The 18198-nt window shown below is 55.0% G+C and carries 9 protein-coding genes; 6 read left to right on the forward strand and 3 right to left on the reverse strand.

Features of this window, described 5'->3' with window-relative positions; translation table 11 throughout:
- Positions 1 to 71: 71 nt before the first annotated feature.
- The gene (locus ACQ29O_RS17625) at positions 72 to 677 is read left to right on the forward strand and encodes a DUF6630 family protein (protein ID WP_001287926.1); all 606 of its coding nucleotides are present in this window, start codon (positions 72 to 74) and stop codon (positions 675 to 677) included.
- 34 nt (positions 678 to 711) lie between these two features.
- Here the strand turns inward: ACQ29O_RS17625 and grpE are convergent, their stop codons facing one another.
- Positions 712 to 1302 (reverse strand): nucleotide exchange factor GrpE, encoded by a 591-nt coding sequence (gene grpE, locus ACQ29O_RS17630; RefSeq protein ID WP_001518875.1) that lies wholly within the window; start codon positions 1300 to 1302, stop codon positions 712 to 714.
- 123 nt (positions 1303 to 1425) lie between these two features.
- On the opposite strand from grpE, the gene nadK reads away from it, so the two are divergent.
- From nadK to bamE, 3 genes are all read left to right on the forward strand, one after another.
- Positions 1426 to 2304, forward strand: coding sequence for an NAD(+) kinase (gene nadK, locus ACQ29O_RS17635; protein WP_001059151.1), 879 nt, complete (start codon positions 1426 to 1428; stop codon positions 2302 to 2304).
- An 85-nt stretch (positions 2305 to 2389) separates the two neighbouring features.
- A complete protein-coding gene (gene recN / locus ACQ29O_RS17640; RefSeq protein ID WP_000880965.1) occupies positions 2390 to 4051 on the forward strand; it encodes a DNA repair protein RecN in 1662 nt (553 codons plus the stop codon).
- Positions 4052 to 4199: 148 nt separating this feature from the next.
- The gene (gene bamE / locus ACQ29O_RS17645; protein WP_001203445.1) at positions 4200 to 4538 is read left to right on the forward strand and encodes an outer membrane protein assembly factor BamE; all 339 of its coding nucleotides are present in this window, start codon (positions 4200 to 4202) and stop codon (positions 4536 to 4538) included.
- 165 nt (positions 4539 to 4703) lie between these two features.
- Here the strand turns inward: bamE and ACQ29O_RS17650 are convergent, their stop codons facing one another.
- Both ACQ29O_RS17650 and ACQ29O_RS17655 read right to left on the reverse strand, forming a co-directional pair.
- A complete protein-coding gene (locus ACQ29O_RS17650; protein ID WP_001112990.1) occupies positions 4704 to 4994 on the reverse strand; it encodes an RnfH family protein in 291 nt (96 codons plus the stop codon).
- The gene (locus ACQ29O_RS17655) at positions 4984 to 5421 is read right to left on the reverse strand and encodes a type II toxin-antitoxin system RatA family toxin (protein ID WP_001537508.1); all 438 of its coding nucleotides are present in this window, start codon (positions 5419 to 5421) and stop codon (positions 4984 to 4986) included. Before ACQ29O_RS17655 ends, ACQ29O_RS17650 begins: the two co-directional genes overlap by 11 nt.
- 188 nt (positions 5422 to 5609) lie before the next feature.
- On the opposite strand from ACQ29O_RS17655, the gene smpB reads away from it, so the two are divergent.
- Together smpB and bapA are read left to right on the forward strand one after the other, a co-directional pair.
- The gene (smpB, locus tag ACQ29O_RS17660) at positions 5610 to 6092 is read left to right on the forward strand and encodes an SsrA-binding protein SmpB (protein WP_001518569.1); all 483 of its coding nucleotides are present in this window, start codon (positions 5610 to 5612) and stop codon (positions 6090 to 6092) included.
- A 614-nt stretch (positions 6093 to 6706) separates the two neighbouring features.
- The gene (bapA, locus tag ACQ29O_RS17665; protein ID WP_045161695.1) at positions 6707 to 18181 is read left to right on the forward strand and encodes a biofilm-associated protein BapA; all 11475 of its coding nucleotides are present in this window, start codon (positions 6707 to 6709) and stop codon (positions 18179 to 18181) included.
- The last annotated feature ends 17 nt before the right edge of the window (positions 18182 to 18198 follow it).

Here is an 18198-nt window from a genome sequence, read left to right on the forward strand (position 1 = left end):
CCATCAATTCCTGCCATTTACTTAACAATGCAATAATGTCTTTTCAGGCATTCAGAAAGGATATTGATGTTATGTCAGAAGATTATGTAATTGAATGGGATAAGAATTTTGCAGACGACCTCAACGTCGTCGCCAACGTTTTTTTATCACACAACCCAACCTTATGGCCCACTATTTTCTCTCAACTTTCGACGCAACCTGAAATCTTTGAAGACGAAGATGAAGACGAATATGGGTTGCAGGACGTCCTGGATTGTAGCGGTGGCGATCTCGGAAATAACGAGCTGGCACAGGCATTTTTACAAGTTCTACGCGGCGAAAGATTTATTCACCTCGTTGACTGGAAAGGTGAAGATGAAGAAGGCGAACTGGCTAATTTTGCCGCAGATCGCTTTTATGAACTCACAAAAAACCTGACGAATTCTGAGGAATTAAGAAATCTTCTTGTCGAAATAACCCAAGAGGATGAAATCTCCGATGTCTGTGAAGCCGGAGACCGTTACCTTGACGAGATCTTTGAACGCATCCAGACCGAACTCAATAAGAGGGGCTTCCAGATTTTTGATCTGAATGAAGGATCTGACACCTATAATGTGGTCGTTCTGCCAATGAGCGAATATAAAAAAATAGAGGACTTCAACACGCCGTGGCTGGAAGTGCAGGATTTTTTAAGCTAAAAAAATGGCCGACTTTACATCGGCCATCAGACTTTTACTTCGCCTTCGCTACAGTCACCATCGCCGCGCGAATGGTACGACCGTTCAGCGTATAGCCTTTCTGCATAATACCCAGCACATTGCCTGCCGGAACCTCTTCCGACTCCACCATCGCAATCGCCTGATGCACGTTCGGGTCCAGCGGCACGTTGGTCTCAGCAATCACTTCCACGCCGAACTTACGCACCACATCCAGCATAGACTTCAGCGTCAGCTCAATCCCTTCGACCATTGCCGCCATATCCGGATTGGCTTTGTCTGCGACTTCCAGCGCGCGATCCAGGCTATCGATGACCGGCAGCAATTCGTTGACGAACTTCTCGAGAGCGAATTTATGCGCTTTTTCGATATCCTGTTCAGTACGACGGCGCAGGTTTTCCATTTCCGCTTTGATGCGCAACACGGTGTCGCGTTCGCGAGTCTGGGCTTCTGCAAGCTGAACTTCCAGATTCGCAATTTTTTCATCGCGCGGATCCACCTGCTCAGCAGAATCGTTTGGTTCAACTGCCTCAACCTCTTCGTGCTGATCCATGATAATTTCTTCCGGGGCTTGCCCCTCAGGCGTTTTCTGTTCTTTACTACTCATGAATTTCTCCGCGTTTTTTTTCGCATTCATCTCGCTAACTTCGCTTATTATGGGGATCAGATTCAGGGTTTCAAGGGAAGTACTCACATTGTCATCAATCTTCGCTACAAGGACCTCAGAAAAATGAATAATCATTTCAAGTGTATCGGCATTGTGGGGCATCCGCGTCATCCCACCGCACTCACGACACATGAAATGCTCTACCGTTGGCTATGCGCTCAGGGTTATGAGGTCATTGTGGAGCAACAAATCGCCCACGAATTACAGCTAAAAAATGTGCCAACCGGCACGCTGGCGGAAATTGGTCAACAGGCGGATCTGGCGGTAGTCGTGGGCGGCGACGGCAATATGCTTGGCGCAGCGCGTACGCTGGCGCGTTATAACATCAATGTGATTGGCATTAACCGCGGTAATCTTGGCTTCCTGACCGATCTCGATCCGGACAACGCCCTGCAACAATTATCTGATGTGCTGGAAGGACGCTATATCTCCGAAAAACGTTTTCTGCTGGAAGCGCAGGTCTGCCAACAGGACCGCCAGAAGCGTATCAGCACAGCCATTAATGAAGTGGTGCTGCATCCGGGAAAGGTGGCGCATATGATCGAATTCGAGGTTTATATTGATGAAACCTTCGCTTTTTCACAGCGATCTGATGGTCTGATCATTTCTACGCCGACCGGCTCCACCGCCTATTCGCTCTCCGCAGGCGGCCCTATTCTGACCCCTTCACTGGATGCCATCACCCTGGTGCCGATGTTCCCGCATACCTTGTCGGCGCGCCCGTTAGTCATTAACAGCAGTAGCACGATTCGTTTGCGTTTTTCGCATCGCCGTAGCGATCTGGAAATTAGCTGCGACAGCCAGATAGCCCTGCCTATTCAGGAAGGAGAAGATGTGCTGATTCGCCGCTGCGACTACCATCTCAACCTGATACATCCCAAAGACTACAGCTATTTCAATACATTAAGCACAAAACTCGGCTGGTCAAAAAAATTATTCTAATTTTACGTTAGCCTCTTTACTGTATAAAAAACCAGTTTATACTGTATTTAATTACAGTTATGGTTTTTCATACAGGAAAACAGCTATGTTGGCGCAACTGACCATCAGCAATTTTGCTATCGTTCGCGAGCTTGAGATCGATTTTCAGAGCGGAATGACCGTCATTACTGGTGAAACCGGCGCGGGTAAATCTATTGCGATTGATGCCCTGGGTCTGTGTCTGGGCGGTCGCGCTGAGGCCGATATGGTCCGCACCGGAGCGACCCGCGCCGATTTGTGTGCCCGCTTTGCGCTGAAAGACACGCCTGCGGCATTGCGCTGGCTGGAAGAAAACCAGCTTGAAGAAGGTCGCGAATGCTTACTTCGCCGCGTTATCAGCAGCGATGGCCGCTCACGGGGCTTTATTAACGGCACCGCTGTGCCCCTGTCTCAATTGCGCGAGCTCGGTCAGTTGCTGATTCAAATTCATGGTCAACATGCGCACCAGCAGCTTACCAAACCCGAACAGCAAAAATCGCTGCTGGATAGCTATGCCAACGAAGCCGCTTTAGCGCAGCAGATGGCTGCCCGCTACCAATTATGGCATCAAAGCTGCCGCGATCTTGCCCATCACCAGCAACAAAGCCAGGAACGCGCCGCGCGCGCAGAACTGCTGCAATATCAGTTAAAAGAGTTGAACGACTTTAATCCGCAGGCCGGTGAATTCGAGCAAATTGACGAAGAGTACAAACGGCTGGCCAACAGCGGGCAGTTGCTTACGACCAGCCAGAACGCTCTGGCGCTACTCGCGGACGGCGAAGACGTTAACCTGCAAAGCCAGTTATATAGCGCAAAACAACTGGTTAGCGAGCTGGTAGGTATGGACAGCAAGCTTTCCGGCATCCTGGATATGCTGGAAGAAGCCACTATCCAACTCACCGAAGCCAGCGATGAATTACGCCACTATTGCGAGCGTCTGGATTTAGACCCCAATCGCCTGTTTGAGCTTGAACAGCGCATCGCTAAACAAATTTCGCTGGCGCGAAAACATCACGTCAGCCCGGAAGCGCTGCCGCAGCTTTATCAGTCACTGCTCGAAGAACAGCAGCAGCTCGACGATCAGGCCGATTCGCTGGAAACGCTAACGCTGGCGGTTAATAAGCATCACCAACAAGCGCTGGAAACGGCGCAAGCGCTGCATCAACAGCGTCAGTTTTACGCCCAGGAGCTGGGGCAGTTGATCACTGAAAGTATGCATTTACTTTCGATGCCGCACGGTCTGTTTACTATCGACGTGAAATTTGATGAGCATCATCTGAGCAACGACGGCGCCGATCGCGTGGAGTTTAAAGTGACGACAAACCCGGGTCAGCCGCTGCAGCCTATCGCTAAAGTCGCGTCTGGCGGTGAACTGTCGCGCATTGCGCTGGCTATTCAGGTGATTACCGCGCGCAAAATGGAAACGCCGGCGCTAATTTTTGACGAGGTCGATGTTGGCATCAGCGGCCCAACCGCCGCCGTGGTCGGTAAACTCCTGCGTCAGCTTGGCGAATCCACTCAGGTGATGTGCGTCACTCACCTGCCACAGGTAGCCGGGTGCGGTCACCAGCACTTCTTTGTCAGTAAAGAAACAGACGGGGCAATGACCGAAACCCATATGCAACCGTTGGATAAACGTGCGCGTTTACAGGAACTGGCCCGCCTGTTGGGAGGAAGTGAAGTTACGCGTAATACGCTGGCAAACGCAAAAGAACTGCTGGCGGCGTAAACTTTTTTATCTCCCGAAGGTCTGAGTTCACAACAAAAACGCCGTAAGACCCGACAGCAAAAGGTTTTAAAGTGATGAAAGGTCTATTATCATCGGCATATTAATATGAGCCACGTACTGCTCAGGCCCGAAAAGGAACCCAATCACTATGCGCTGTAAAACGCTGACTGCTGCCGCAGCAGTACTCCTGATGTTGACCGCAGGCTGTTCCACTCTGGAGCGAGTGGTTTACCGACCTGACATCAATCAGGGGAACTATCTTACACCTACGGATGTCGCCAAAGTGCGTGTTGGTATGACGCAACAACAGGTTGCGTATGCTTTAGGCACGCCGATGATGACCGATCCTTTTGGTACGAACACCTGGTTTTATGTCTTCCGCCAGCAGCCAGGACATGAGAACGTGACGCAGCAGACTCTGACGCTCACCTTTAACAGCAGCGGCGTGTTAACCAATATTGATAACAAACCGGCGTTGACGAAGTAATTTTGTGATACCGCCTGATGAGGTTACGTTCATCAGGCCTGCAAACCTCTCCCCCGCCATTTGGTACGAATTTGCCTGATGGCGCTACGTTTATCTGGCTTACAGGCACGCCTGTGCTTCAGGTGTGGTACGGCTTCCACACCGTTATCCGGCAAAAGAGGCTAATTATCTGCCAGCCGATTTTTCGGCGCGCTGGCGGCGTAACGCTTTTGGATCGGCGATTAAGGGACGGTAAATTTCAACCCGATCGCCATCCTGCACCGTATCGGTGAGTTTTACCGGACGACTGTAGATACCTACTTTATTTTTCGCCAGATCGATATCCGTGCGCAATTCCAGCAAGCCGGAAGCGCGAATCGCCTCTTCGACCGTCGCGCCCTCCTCCAGCGTTACGCGCTGCAAATACTGCTTTTCCGGCAGCGCATAAGCCACTTCAACCACAAGTTTATCCGGCACGGTAAACCTCTTTGGCGCGAACCGTAAACGCCTGCACCATGTTGGACGCTAACTCTTTGAATATACGACCAAACGCCAGCTCAATGAGTTTATTGGTAAACTCAAAATCAAGCTGAAACTCAATGCGGCACGCCTCGGGGCTGAGCGGGGTAAATTTCCAGCCGCCGATCAGCTTTTTAAAGGGGCCATCCACCAGATGCATCAGAATACTCTGGTTACGCGTTAGCTGATTACGCGTCGTAAACGTCTTGCTGATACCCGCCTTCGACACGTCAACAGCCGCCGTCATCTGTGCTGGCGATGACTCCAGGACGCGACTACCAACACACCCAGGCAAAAACTGGGGATACGATTGCACGTCATTCACTAACTGATACATCTGTTCCGCACTGTAGGGGACTAAAGCAGTCCGACTAATCTGAGGCATAGCAATTCCCATCAACATAAATCGTGTAAATAATACCACTTATCAGCGAGTAAAAAAAATGCTGTCCCCAACCGTCATGCCTTAATTGTGCGTGCATAGCCCAACTCATGCTAAGATAGATTTTTGCACCTCATCAGGACGTAATGGGGTGTTTTCGATATCAGATTACCTATGAATTCACGACACTTATGACGAAGAAAAAAGCACATAAACCGGGCTCAGCCACCATCGCGCTGAATAAGCGCGCCCGGCACGAATACTTTATCGAAGAAGAGTTCGAGGCTGGTCTCGCCCTGCAAGGCTGGGAAGTAAAATCTCTGCGCGCAGGAAAAGCCAATATCGGCGACAGTTACGTTATCCTCAAAGATGGCGAGGCCTGGCTGTTTGGCGCAAACTTTACGCCGATGGCGGTCGCCTCGACACATGTCGTATGCGACCCAACCCGAACCCGCAAACTGTTGTTAAATCAGCGTGAGCTTGATTCACTGTATGGCCGTATTAATCGTGAAGGTTATACTGTCGTCGCGCTTTCTCTGTACTGGAAAAATGCCTGGTGCAAAGTGAAGATCGGCGTGGCGAAAGGTAAAAAACAACATGATAAACGTTCCGATCTTAAAGAACGTGAGTGGCAACTGGATAAAGCACGCATTATGAAAAATGCAGGCCGATAATAGACATTTTTTGTGACCAGCTTCTCAGTATGAAGCTGGTCAATGTTCATATCTCATGCATGCCTCGAAAATATATTCTCTGTGTCTGACGCTTATCAATAGCAATAAATACCACAACAAGAATATATTCTTCGTTTAAAAAATTTTTATAGCCTAATAACACAATACTTCAAATGATTTTTATAAAATTTAATATTGCTGAATACCTTCACAAAAGGTATTGTTTTTATGTTAAAAAAGAAAAAGAAGAAGAAATTAAAATTCATTATAAAACATAAAGATAAATAAAAAACTATCATGCGTTGTTAGCCTGCCCCACCTCTCCTTAACACAAACTCCGTTATATTTCAGACGCACTAACATCTTTATCAATAGATCTTAATTTGCAGAAAGATTTTTTTCTGACTATATCATCTAATACGAAAGCACTAGTCAGGCACAAAAAACAAAGGATTATTCGGCGAGAAAACCAGACCTTCACCTACGCTCATAAAAAAGAATATGGCTACGGAAATTCATCTCTCATGATGAACGGGAAGGCTCGTCTACGCATTTTGCCCTGAACGTCGTGCCCGTTAATTAATACACAGAGCAAATCCATCAGGAGCTAATTTATGCGTCTACTCGCCGTGGTTTCGAAATTGACTGGCGTCTCCACCACTGTGGAATCCTCAGCGGTCACTCTTAACGCCCCGTCAATTGTTAAATTATCAGTGGCCCGGGAGGAAATTAGTCAACTTACGCGCATTAATCAGGATCTGGTGGTGACGCTCCATTCCGGCGAAACGATCACGATTAAAAACTTTTACGTTACCAACGATCTGGGCGCAAGCCAGCTGGTACTGGCGGAAAACGATGGCACGTTATGGTGGGTAGAAAATCCGCAAGCCGGGCTACATTTTGAACAAATCGCTGATATTAATGAACTGCTGGTCACTTCCGGCGCTTCCCATGAAGCAGGCGGCGCCGTTTGGCCGTGGGTACTGGCTGGCGCGGTGGCGGCTGGCGGCATTGCCGCTATCGCGTCTTCCGGCGGCGGCGATTCCCACCATCATTCGGATGGCGATAATCCGCCCCCCGATAACACCAATCCTGACGGTAATCCCCCTGATAACAGCAATCCCGGCGGCAGTACCCCCAACGGCAATACTCCAGGTAGCAGTAATCCTGTAGATACTACCCCGCCTCTCGCTCCCGGCGAATTATTGATTTCAGCGGACGGAAAAACGGTAAGCGGGCAAGCCGAAGCGGGCAGTACCATTACCATCAAAGATCCCTCAGGCAACGTCGTTGGCGAGGGCAAAGCGGATAGCGACGGTAAATTTAGTATTGATCTGACAGCACCACAGATTAGCGGCGAACAACTTACCGTGACCGCGACTGACGATGCCGGCAATACCGGCCCATCCGCAACCATCGATGCGCCCAACATTCCTCTCCCCGATACACCAGCTATCACCGCCGCTATCGATGATGCCGCTCCCCTCACCAGCACGCTGAGCAATAACCAGTTTACGAACGACAATACCCCCACTCTGGAGGGCACCGGCAGCGCAGGCACAGTCATCCATATTTACGCCAATGGTCAGGAAATAGGCTCAACAACGGTTGATACCAGCGGAAACTGGCATTTTGCCATTACCAGCGCGCTAGCGGATGGGGAAAATCATTTCACCGCCATTGCGACTAACGTGAAAGGCGAAAGTAGCGAATCAGCCCGCTTTACGCTGACTATCGACACACTCATCCCCGATGCCCCACGTGTTGAACTGATTGCCGATAACACCGGTTTGCTCACCGGGCCGCTACAGAATAATGACCGAACTGACGAGGCAAAACCGCTATTTTCCGGGCAGGGAGAGGCAGGCAATACCATCACGATTAAAGAGGGTTCAACCGTTATCGGCAGCGCTACCGTAGACGAAAATGGACGCTGGACCTTTACGCCGACTACGCCGTTAAGCGATGGCGAACATACCTTTACCGTCGAACAAAGCGACAAAGCCGGAAACACGAGCCGCGTGACGACAACGCCTACTATCATTGTGGACACCACGCCGCCTGACGCCGCTATCATTGATAATGTTGCGAAAGACGGCACAACCGTTAGCGGCACCGCTGAAGCTGGCAGTACTGTGTCGATCTATGACCCGGCGGGAAATTACCTGGGCTCCACGATTACCGGAGAAAATAACCACTTCAGCATCACGCTGAATCCGGCTCAGACCCACGGCGAGCGTCTGGAAGCGCGTATTCAGGACGCCGTCGGTAACATCGGCCCCGCCACGGAGTTTACCGCTTCTGACTCACAGTATCCTGCCCAGCCGACTATCCTTACCGTGACGGATGACGCTGGCGCCGTTACCGGGCTGCTGAAAAATGGCGATGCCACAGATGATAACCGCCCAACCCTCAGCGGTACTGCTGAACCAGGCAGTACGATATCGATTAACGATAATGGCTTTCCTGTAGCGACCTTTCCGCCCATTGTCGCTGACGCTGACGGCAAATGGAGCTTTACCCCCTCGCTGGCGCTTGCCGATGGCGACCATGTCTTTACCGCTACCGCGACCAACGATCGCGGCACCAGCGGGCAGTCCGTCTCCTTTACCATTGATATCGACACGCAGCCGCCGGTGCTGGAAGGCCTGGCGGTTAGCGACGTCGGCGACAGACTCACCGGCACTACGGAAGCTGGCAGTACTGTGGTTATCAAAGACAGCCTGGGAAATACGCTCGGGAGTGGAACGGCAGGCGACGACGGTACCTTCTCAATAGGTATTAGCCCGGCGAAAATTAACGGCGAAACATTAAGCATTAGCGTTACCGATAAAGCCGCGAATAGCGGTCCGGTAGAAACGCTGAACGCGCCGGATAAAACTGCGCCTGCGGCACCGGACGGTCTTACCGTGGCGACCGACGGTCTGTCCGTAAGCGGTCAGGCGGAAGCCGGGGCAACGGTCACTATCCGCGACAGTAGCAACACCGTACTTGGCAGCGCCGTCGCTAATGGCAACGGACAATTTATCGTTCCGCTGAATACGGCGCAGACTAACGGCCAGGCGCTTATCGCTACCGCCACCGATGTCGCGAAAAACGAAAGCGCCGCCGCGACGGTTATCGCGCCGGACAGTACCGCGCCGGAAATGCCGAAAAACGTGGTAATTAGTGAGGATGGCACCAGTATCAGCGGCACCGCCGAACCGGGTAGCGCCATCACGATCGCCACGCCGGACGGCAAGCCGCTTGGCAGCGGCAAAGCAGATGGCGAAGGTCATTTTACCCTTCCCCTCGTCCCCGCACAGACCAACGGCGAACAGGTTACCGTCACCGCCACCGACAGCGCCAACAACGTCAGCCCGCCAACCACAGCGCAAGCGCCCGATATCACCGCCCCGGATAAGCCCATTATCACTCAGGTACTGGACGATGTTGAAAGCTTCACCGGGCCGCTGGTTAACGGACAAACCACCAACGACAACCGTCCCACCCTTAGCGGTACGGCGGAGGCCGGCGCGCGTGTCGAAGTCTTTGATAACGGCGTTTCACTGGGACTCGCCACGCTACAGCCCAACGGTGCCTGGACGTTTACGCCGTCGCAAAATTTAGGTGAAGGCGCGCATCGACTGACCGTAATCGCAACCGACGCTAAAGGCAATGCCAGTCAGGCCGCGTCATTCGACCTGGTGGTCGATACGCAATCGCCGCAGCAACCGGTAATCACCTTCATTACAGATGATGCGCCGGGTATTCTCGGTAGCGTCGCGCATCTGGGGCTCACTAACGACAGCACGCCAACGATTAATGGTACAGGTGAACCGGGTTCCACAGTACACCTGTATCAGAATGGCGCCCGGATAGCAGATATTATCGTCGGTAATTCCGGCGTCTGGAGCTACGCTTACACCACGGCCTCGCCACTGGCGGACGACACCTACACCTTTACCGTGACGGCCAGCGACAGTAACGGCAACACCACGCCTTTTTCGACCGATTTTACGATTACCATTGATACCCAGGCCCCTGCCGCCCCCGGCGTTATCGGCGTAGCTGACGGCGACGGAAATACGATTGATACCAATCAGATTACCCAGGAATCCCAGCCCCGGTTGAGCGGTAGCGGCACCGCAGGCGACACAATCATCCTTTACGATAATGGCAATGCCATAGGTCAGGCGCTGGTCGGCACGGACGGGCGCTGGCAGTTTACGCCGCCTGCCGCGCTGGGCGACGGCGACCACCATCTGACCGCTCGCGCCAACGATCCGGCGGGGAACGAAAGTCCCGAATCCATCAGCTTTACCCTACGCATCGATACCCAGGCGCCGGATGCGCCGCAGATCGTGTCAGCCGCCATCACCGGCGGAGAAGGCGAGGTGCTACTGGCAAACGGCAGTATTACCAATCAGCGTATGCCGACCCTCAGCGGCACCGGCGAACCCGGCACCATCATCACCCTGTACAATAACGGCGTAGAACTGGCTACCGTCCAGGTCAATCCACAGGGTAGCTGGACCTATCCGCTAACCCGTAATCTGAGCGAAGGGTTAAACATCCTGACGGCCACCGCCACGGATGCCGCAGGCAATAGTAGCCCGACCTCCGGCGTTTTCTCCGTTACCCTTGATACCCAGCCTCCAGCGCAGCCTGACGCGCCGCTAATCAGCGATAACGTCGCGCCGGTTATTGGCAACATCGGCAATAATGGCGCAACGAACGATACCACGCCGACCTTCAGCGGCACGGGAGAGATCGGCAGCACGATAATTCTCTACAATAATGGCAGTGAAATTGGTCGCACAACGGTAGGCGATAACGGTAGCTGGAACTTTACGCCTGCGGCACTGACGCCAGAAACCTATACCATTACCGTCACGGAAACCGATAGAGCGGGCAATATCAGTCCACCTTCCGCCTCAGTCACTTTTACGCTAGACACCACTGCGCCCGCCAATCCGGTTATCACTTTTGCCGAAGATAACGTCGGCGAAGTCCAGGATACTATTGTCAGCGGCGCAACCACTGACGACAATACACCGGTCATTCACGGCACTGGCGACATCGGCAGCATTATTACGCTCTATAATGGCAGCAGCGTTTTAGGCGTAGTCACCGTCGATGAGACCGGCACCTGGACGCTAGCGGTGACCAGCGCGCTGCCGGATGGCGTCTACACCCTGACTGCCATTGCCGCCGATGCCGCCGGAAACAGCAGCGGCGTATCGAACAGCTTTACCTTCACCGTCGACACCGTTCCGTTGCAGCCGCCCGTCGTCAATGAAATCCTTGACGATGTTGCGCCAGTGACCGGGCCATTAACCGATGGCGCCTTTACTAACGATCGGACGCTGACTATTAACGGCAGCGGCGAAAACGGCAGCACCGTCACGATTTACGACAATGGCGTGGCAATCGGGACGGCGCTCGTCACCGACGGGGTCTGGACATTCAATACGCCCGAATTATCAGAAGCCAGCCATGCGCTAACCTTCAGCGCGACTGACGATGCTGGAAATACCACGGCGCAAACCCAGCCGATCACTATTACCGTGGATATCACTGCCCCGCCCGCGCCAACGATCCAGACGGTGGACGACGATGGCACGCGCGTCGCCGGACTTGCCGATCCTTACGCTACCGTTGAAATTCACCATGCCGATGGCCCCCTGGTCGGCAGCGCTGTCGCTAATGGCACCGGTGAATTCGTCGTTACGCTCAGTCCGGCGCAAACCGATGGCGGTACGCTGACGGCAATTGCTATCGATCGCGCGGGGAATAACGGCCCGGCTACGAATTTTCCCGCTTCCGACAGCGGTCTGCCCGCCGTCCCGGCCATCACGGCGATTGAAGATGATGTCGGGAGCGTACAGGGGAATATTGCGGCGGTCGGCGCCACGGACGACACCATGCCGACGCTGCGCGGCACCACGGATATCGGCTCTACCGTTGAAGTTTTCATTGATGGCGATTCGGCAGGCTTTGCCACCGTTGACGCCAGCGGGAACTGGATCTTTGAGATCGCGACGCCATTAAGCGAAAGCACACATTACTTCACCGTCCAGGCAACCAATGCGAATGGCCCGGGCGGCCTGTCCGCACCGGTCGGGATCACTGTCGATCTTAGCGCGCCGGCGCAACCGGTTATTACCAGCGCAACGGATGATGTCCCCGGCATGACCGGTACGCTGGATAACGGCGCGCTCACCAATGATTCACGCCCGACGCTCAACGGAACGGGAGAAGCTGGCGCCACGATCCGCATTCTGGATAACGGCGTAGAAATCGGTTCCGCCACGGTAGATCAAAGCGGCAACTGGCGCTTCACCCCGAACGCGCCGCTAGAGAGCAACGCGCACATCTTTACCGCCGTGGCGACCGATCCCGCTGGCAATAGCGGCCAGCCTTCGGACGGCTTTACGCTGAACATTGACGCGCAGGCGCCAGATGTGCCGGTTATCACGTCCGTGATTGACGATAACAATCAACCGACCGTTCCGGTGTTACCGGGGCAATCCACCGACGATCGGCAGCCAATACTGAACGGAACTGGCGAACCTGGCGCGACAATCACCATTTTTGATAACGGTACGCCGCTTGGCACGGCTCAGGTAGGCGAAAACGGTAGCTGGACCTTCCCGGTGCCCCGCAATTTGTCAGAGGGAAGCCATAATCTGACGGTTAGCGCTACCGATCCGGCGGGCAATACCAGCGCGGTCTCCGCGCCGTGGACGATCGTGGTCGATATTACGCCTCCGGCGATCCCGGTTCTCACCTCCGTCGTGGATGACCAGCCCGGAATTACCGGCAACCTGGTTAGCGGGCAGCTAACGAACGATGCGACGCCCACCCTGAACGGGCGCGGAGAGGCAGGCGCGACGATTAATGTCTATCTTGACGGTAATCCCGCGTCCATCGGTACCACGACGGTGAATAGCGACGGCACGTGGAGTTTCACGCCGCAGACGCCGCTTGCAAACGGTAGCCACACGTTCACCCTTAGCGCCACCGATCCGGCGGGTAATAGCAGCTCGGTGTCCAGCGGATTTGTGCTGACGATTGACGCCACACCGCCCGCCGCGCCGGTTATCGCCAGCGTGGCAGATAATACGGCGCCGGTAACGGGCATCGTCCCCAACGGCGGCTCGACGAACGAAACCCGACCAACACTCTCGGGTACCGGTGAGGCGGGTACAACCATCTCGATTTATAATGGCAGCGCGCTGGTCGGTACGGCGCAAGTTCAGGCCAACGGTAGCTGGAGCTTTACACCGTCTACCTCGCTGGGCGCGGGCGTCTGGAACCTGACGGCGACAGCAACCGATGCGGCAGGCAATACCAGCGCCGCGTCCGAAATACGCTCGTTTACTATTGATACCACGGCTCCCGCCGCGCCTGTTATTGATACGGTCTACGACGGTACGGGCCCCATTACCGGCAATCTGAGTTCAGGACAGATCACAGACGAGGCGCGCCCTGTCATTAGCGGCACCCGTGAAGCCAACACAACTATTCGTCTCTACGATAACGGCACGCTGCTGGCTGAAATTCCCGCCGACAATAGCAGTAGCTGGCGCTACACGCCCGACGCCTCGCTGGCGACGGGCAACCATGTAATTACCGTCATTGCCGTTGATGCCGCAGGCAACGCCAGCCCCGTTTCGGACAGCGTTAATTTCGTCGTCGATACTACGCCGCCGCTGACGCCGGTAATCACATCAGTCAGTGACGATCAGGCGCCAGGCCTCGGCACGATCGCGAACGGCCAAAATACCAACGATCCTACGCCAACCTTCAGCGGCACCGCAGAAGCCGGCGCCACGATCACGCTCTATGAAAATGGTACGGTCATTGGCACGACAACGGCTCAGCCTGACGGCGCGTGGAGCGTCTCCACCTCAACGCTGGCAAGCGGAACGCACGTCATCACCGCCGTCGCCACCGATGCCGCAGGAAACAGCAGCCCGAACAGTACGGCTTTCACCCTGACGGTCGATACCACCGCGCCGCAAACGCCCATCCTGACGTCCGTGGTGGATGACGTCGCGGGTGGGGTCACAGGAAATCTCGCTAATGGTCAGATAACCAATGATAACCGCCCCACGCTGAACGGCACTGCCGAAGCGGGCAGCGTGGTCAGTATCTATGATGGCGACACTCTGCTTGGCGTCACCTCGGCTAACGCGAGCGGCGCGTGGAGCTTCACGCCGACGACAGGGTTAAACGACGGCACGCGCACATTAACAGTGACCGCCACCGACCCGGCAGGCAACGTTAGCCCGGCCACCAGCGGTTTTACTATCGTGGTCGATACCCTTGCGCCAACGGTTCCGCTTATAACCAGCATCGTTGATGATGTCCCGAACAATACCGGCGCCATTGGCAATGGACAATCGACCAACGACACACAGCCGACGCTCAACGGTACTGCGGAAGCCAACAGCGCGGTAAGCATCTTCGATAATAGCGCGCTGGTCGCGACCGTGAACGCCAATGCCAGCGGCAACTGGAGCTGGACGCCAACCGCCGCGCTCGGCCAGGGAAGTCACGCCTATAGCGTTAGCGCCGCCGATGCGGCTGGCAACGTTAGCGCCGCTTCGCCATCGATAACGATTATCGTGGATACCATTGCGCCCGGCGCGCCCGGCAACCTGGTCATCAATGCTACCGGTAATCGGGTGACGGGCACCGCGGAAGCAGGCAGTACAGTGACGATTACCTCTGATACTGGTGTGGTACTGGGAACCGCCACCGCCGACGGTACAGGCAGCTTCACCGCCACACTCACGCCCGCGCAGACCAATGGTCAGCCGCTACTGGCATTTGCCCAGGATAAAGCAGGCAACACAGGCATTGCCGCCGGATTTACCGCGCCCGATACGCGTGTGCCGGAAGCACCGATCATCACCAACGTAGTAGATGATGTGGGTATTTATACCGGCGCTATCGCCAACGGCCAGGTCACTAATGACGCACAACCCACATTGAATGGTACCGCTCAGGCGGGCGCCACGGTGAGCATTTATAACAACGGGGCGCTGCTCGGCACCACCACGGCGAACGCCAGCGGAAACTGGAGCTTTACCCCGACAGGCAATTTGACCGAAGGCAGCCACGCCTTCACCGCCACCGCGACTAACGCCAACGGTACAGGCAGCGTCTCCACCGCCGCGACGGTGATTGTCGATACGCTGGCGCCCGGTACGCCGTCAGGTACGCTCAGCGCCGATGGCGGTTCACTTTCCGGGCTGGCAGAGGCAAACAGCACCGTAACCGTCACGCTGACGGGGGGCGTGACGCTCACCACCACCGCTGGCAGCAACGGCGCATGGTCTCTCACCTTGCCGACAAAACAAATTGAAGGTCAGCTCATTAACGTGACGGCCACTGACGCTGCGGGTAACGCCTCCGGCACGTTAGGCATTACCGCGCCGGTTCTGCCGCTGGCGGCAAGGGATAACATCACCAGCCTTGATCTGACCTCTACCGCCGTCACCAGCACGCAAAGCTATTCGGATTACGGCCTGCTGCTGGTTGGCGCGCTTGGCAATGTCGCCTCGGTTTTGGGTAACGATACCGCTCAGGTTGAGTTCACCATTGCTGAAGGTGGTACGGGCGACGTCACCATCGATGCCGCCGCAACGGAAATCGTGCTTTCGCTGCTCAGTACTCAGGAGATTGTGGTACAGCGCTACGACACCAGCCTCGGCGCCTGGACGACGATCGTCAACACCGCCGTTGGCGACTTCGCGAATTTGCTTACCCTGACCGGGAGCGGCGTTACCCTGAACCTGAGCGGCCTGGGCGAAGGCCAGTACCGGGTACTCACTTATAACACCAGTCTGCTCGCCACCGGGTCATATACCAGCCTGGATGTCGATGTACACCAGACCAGCGCAGGTATTATTAGCGGGCCAACCATCAGTACCGGCAACGTCATGGCTGATGATACCGCGCCGACGGGCACCACGGTCACCGCCATCACCAACGCCAACGGCGTCAGTACGCCGGTCGGCGCGGGCGGCGTGGATATCCAGGGACAATACGGCACGCTGCACATTAATCAGGACGGCAGTTACACCTACACGCTGGCTAAGCCCACGGCAGGATACGGACATAAAGAGAGCTTCACCTACACCATTACCCAGAATGGCGTCGGTAGCAGCGCCGCGCAACTGGTTATCAATCTGGGTCCCGCGCCTGTACCGGGCAGCGTGATAGCGACAGACAATAACGCCTCGCTGGTCTTTGATACTCACGTTAGCTACGTCAACAACGGTCCCTCGACACAAAGCGGCGTCACGGTATTAAGCGTCGGACTTGGTAATGTACTGAACGCGAATCTGCTTGATGATATGACTAATCCGATCATCTTTAACGTTGAAGAAGGCGCTACGCGAACCATGACGTTACAGGGAACCGTCGGCGGCGTCTCACTGGTTTCCACGTTCGATCTGTACGTTTATCGCTTCAACGATGCCATTCAGCAATATGAGCAGTTCCGGGTGGAAAAGGGCTGGATTAACACCCTGCTGTTAGCCGGACAGTCCCAGCCGCTGACCCTGACGTTGCCTGGCGGCGAATACCTGTTCGTGCTGAATACCGCCAGCGGCATTAGCGTTCTCACTGGCTATACGTTGGCGATTTCCCAGGACCACACCTATGCCGTTGACAGTATCACCGCCAACACCACCGGCAACGTACTGACCAATGATGTCGTCCCTACGGACGCCCTCCTCACTGAAGTAAACGGCGTGGCGATTGCGGCGACCGGCACAACGGAGGTAAACGGGCTGTATGGCTCGCTCATCATTGACGCAAGAGGCAACTATACCTACACGCTGAAGAACGGCGTCGGCGCCGACAGCATTAAAACGCCGGACAGCTTTATCTATACGGTCAAAGCGCCAAACGGCGATACCGATACGGCCTCGCTCAATATCACGCCAACCGCCAGGGCGCTGGATGCGATTAATGATGTCAGCGATACCCTCAGCGTCGCCACGCTTCAGGATACCGCTGCCTGGCTGGACTCCAGCGTCGGCAGCGCCAGTTGGGGGCTACTCGGCAAATCGGGCAGCGGGAGCGGCACCTTTGACGTTGCAACGGGCACCGTACTTAAAGGCGCGTCACTGGTCTTTGATGTCTCCACGCTCATTACGCTGGGCAATCTGAATATTAGCTGGGCCATTCAGGAGAACGGGACCGTCATACGCAACGGAACCGTTCCGGTGGCGAATATCACGCTGGGCAGCGCGACGGTGACCGTCAACCTGAGCGGTCTGGAGCTGGATGCCGGAGCGTACACGCTTAACTTTACCGGCACCAATACCCTGGCCGGGGCGGCGACGATCACGCCACGCGTCATCGGCACCACCGTCGATCTGGATAATTTTGAAACGTCCGGAACGCATACCGTTCTCGGCAATATTTTTGACGGCAGCGACGCGGCGGGGGCGATGGATCAGCTTAATACGGTGAATACCCGCCTGAGCATTAGCGGGTATAACGGCAGCGCCGCCACGCTGGACGCCGCGGCGAATACCACCAGCGCCACGATTCAGGGACATTACGGCACATTGCAAATTAACCTCGATGGCGCTTACACCTACACCCTGAATAATGGCGTCGCGATGTCGTCCATCACCAGTAAAGAGGTCTTTACCTATCAACTGGATGACAAGATGGGTCATACGGATAGCGCCACATTGACCATTGATATGGCGCCACAAATCGTCAGTACCAACCAAAAAGATGTTCTCATCGGCTCCGCCTATGGCGATACGCTGATTTACCATCTGTTAAACGGCGCGGACGCGACCGGCGGCAACGGCGTCGATCGCTGGCAAAACTTCTCTACCGCGCAGGGCGACAAGATCGATATCCACGAACTGCTGACCGGCTGGGATCACCAGGCGGCGACGCTGGGTAACTTTGTGCAGGTTCATACCAGCGGCGCCAATACGGTGATATCCGTCGATCGCGACGGCGCCGGCAGTGCGTTTAAATCCACTGACCTTGTCACTCTGGAGAATGTGCAGCTCACGCTAAATGATCTGTTGCAGAACAACCACCTGATAACCGGCGGTTGATAAAAAAGCCCCGAACG

This window comes from Salmonella sp. GDC200615, from assembly GCF_050574145.1.
GTDB lineage: Bacteria > Pseudomonadota > Gammaproteobacteria > Enterobacterales > Enterobacteriaceae > Salmonella > Salmonella enterica.

Excerpts from the sequence above, each read along its gene's own strand:
- ACQ29O_RS17625 (WP_001287926.1), top strand. The coding sequence starts at position 72 with ATGTCAGAAGATTATGTAATTGAATGGGATAAGAATTTTGCAGACGAC.
- grpE (WP_001518875.1), bottom strand. The coding sequence starts at position 1,302 with ATGAGTAGTAAAGAACAGAAAACGCCTGAGGGGCAAGCCCCGGAAGAA.
- nadK (WP_001059151.1), top strand. The coding sequence starts at position 1,426 with ATGAATAATCATTTCAAGTGTATCGGCATTGTGGGGCATCCGCGTCAT.
- recN (WP_000880965.1), top strand. The coding sequence starts at position 2,390 with ATGTTGGCGCAACTGACCATCAGCAATTTTGCTATCGTTCGCGAGCTT.
- bamE (WP_001203445.1), top strand. The coding sequence starts at position 4,200 with ATGCGCTGTAAAACGCTGACTGCTGCCGCAGCAGTACTCCTGATGTTG.
- ACQ29O_RS17655 (WP_001537508.1), bottom strand. The coding sequence starts at position 5,421 with ATGCCTCAGATTAGTCGGACTGCTTTAGTCCCCTACAGTGCGGAACAG.
- smpB (WP_001518569.1), top strand. The coding sequence starts at position 5,610 with ATGACGAAGAAAAAAGCACATAAACCGGGCTCAGCCACCATCGCGCTG.
- bapA (WP_045161695.1), top strand. The coding sequence starts at position 6,707 with ATGCGTCTACTCGCCGTGGTTTCGAAATTGACTGGCGTCTCCACCACT.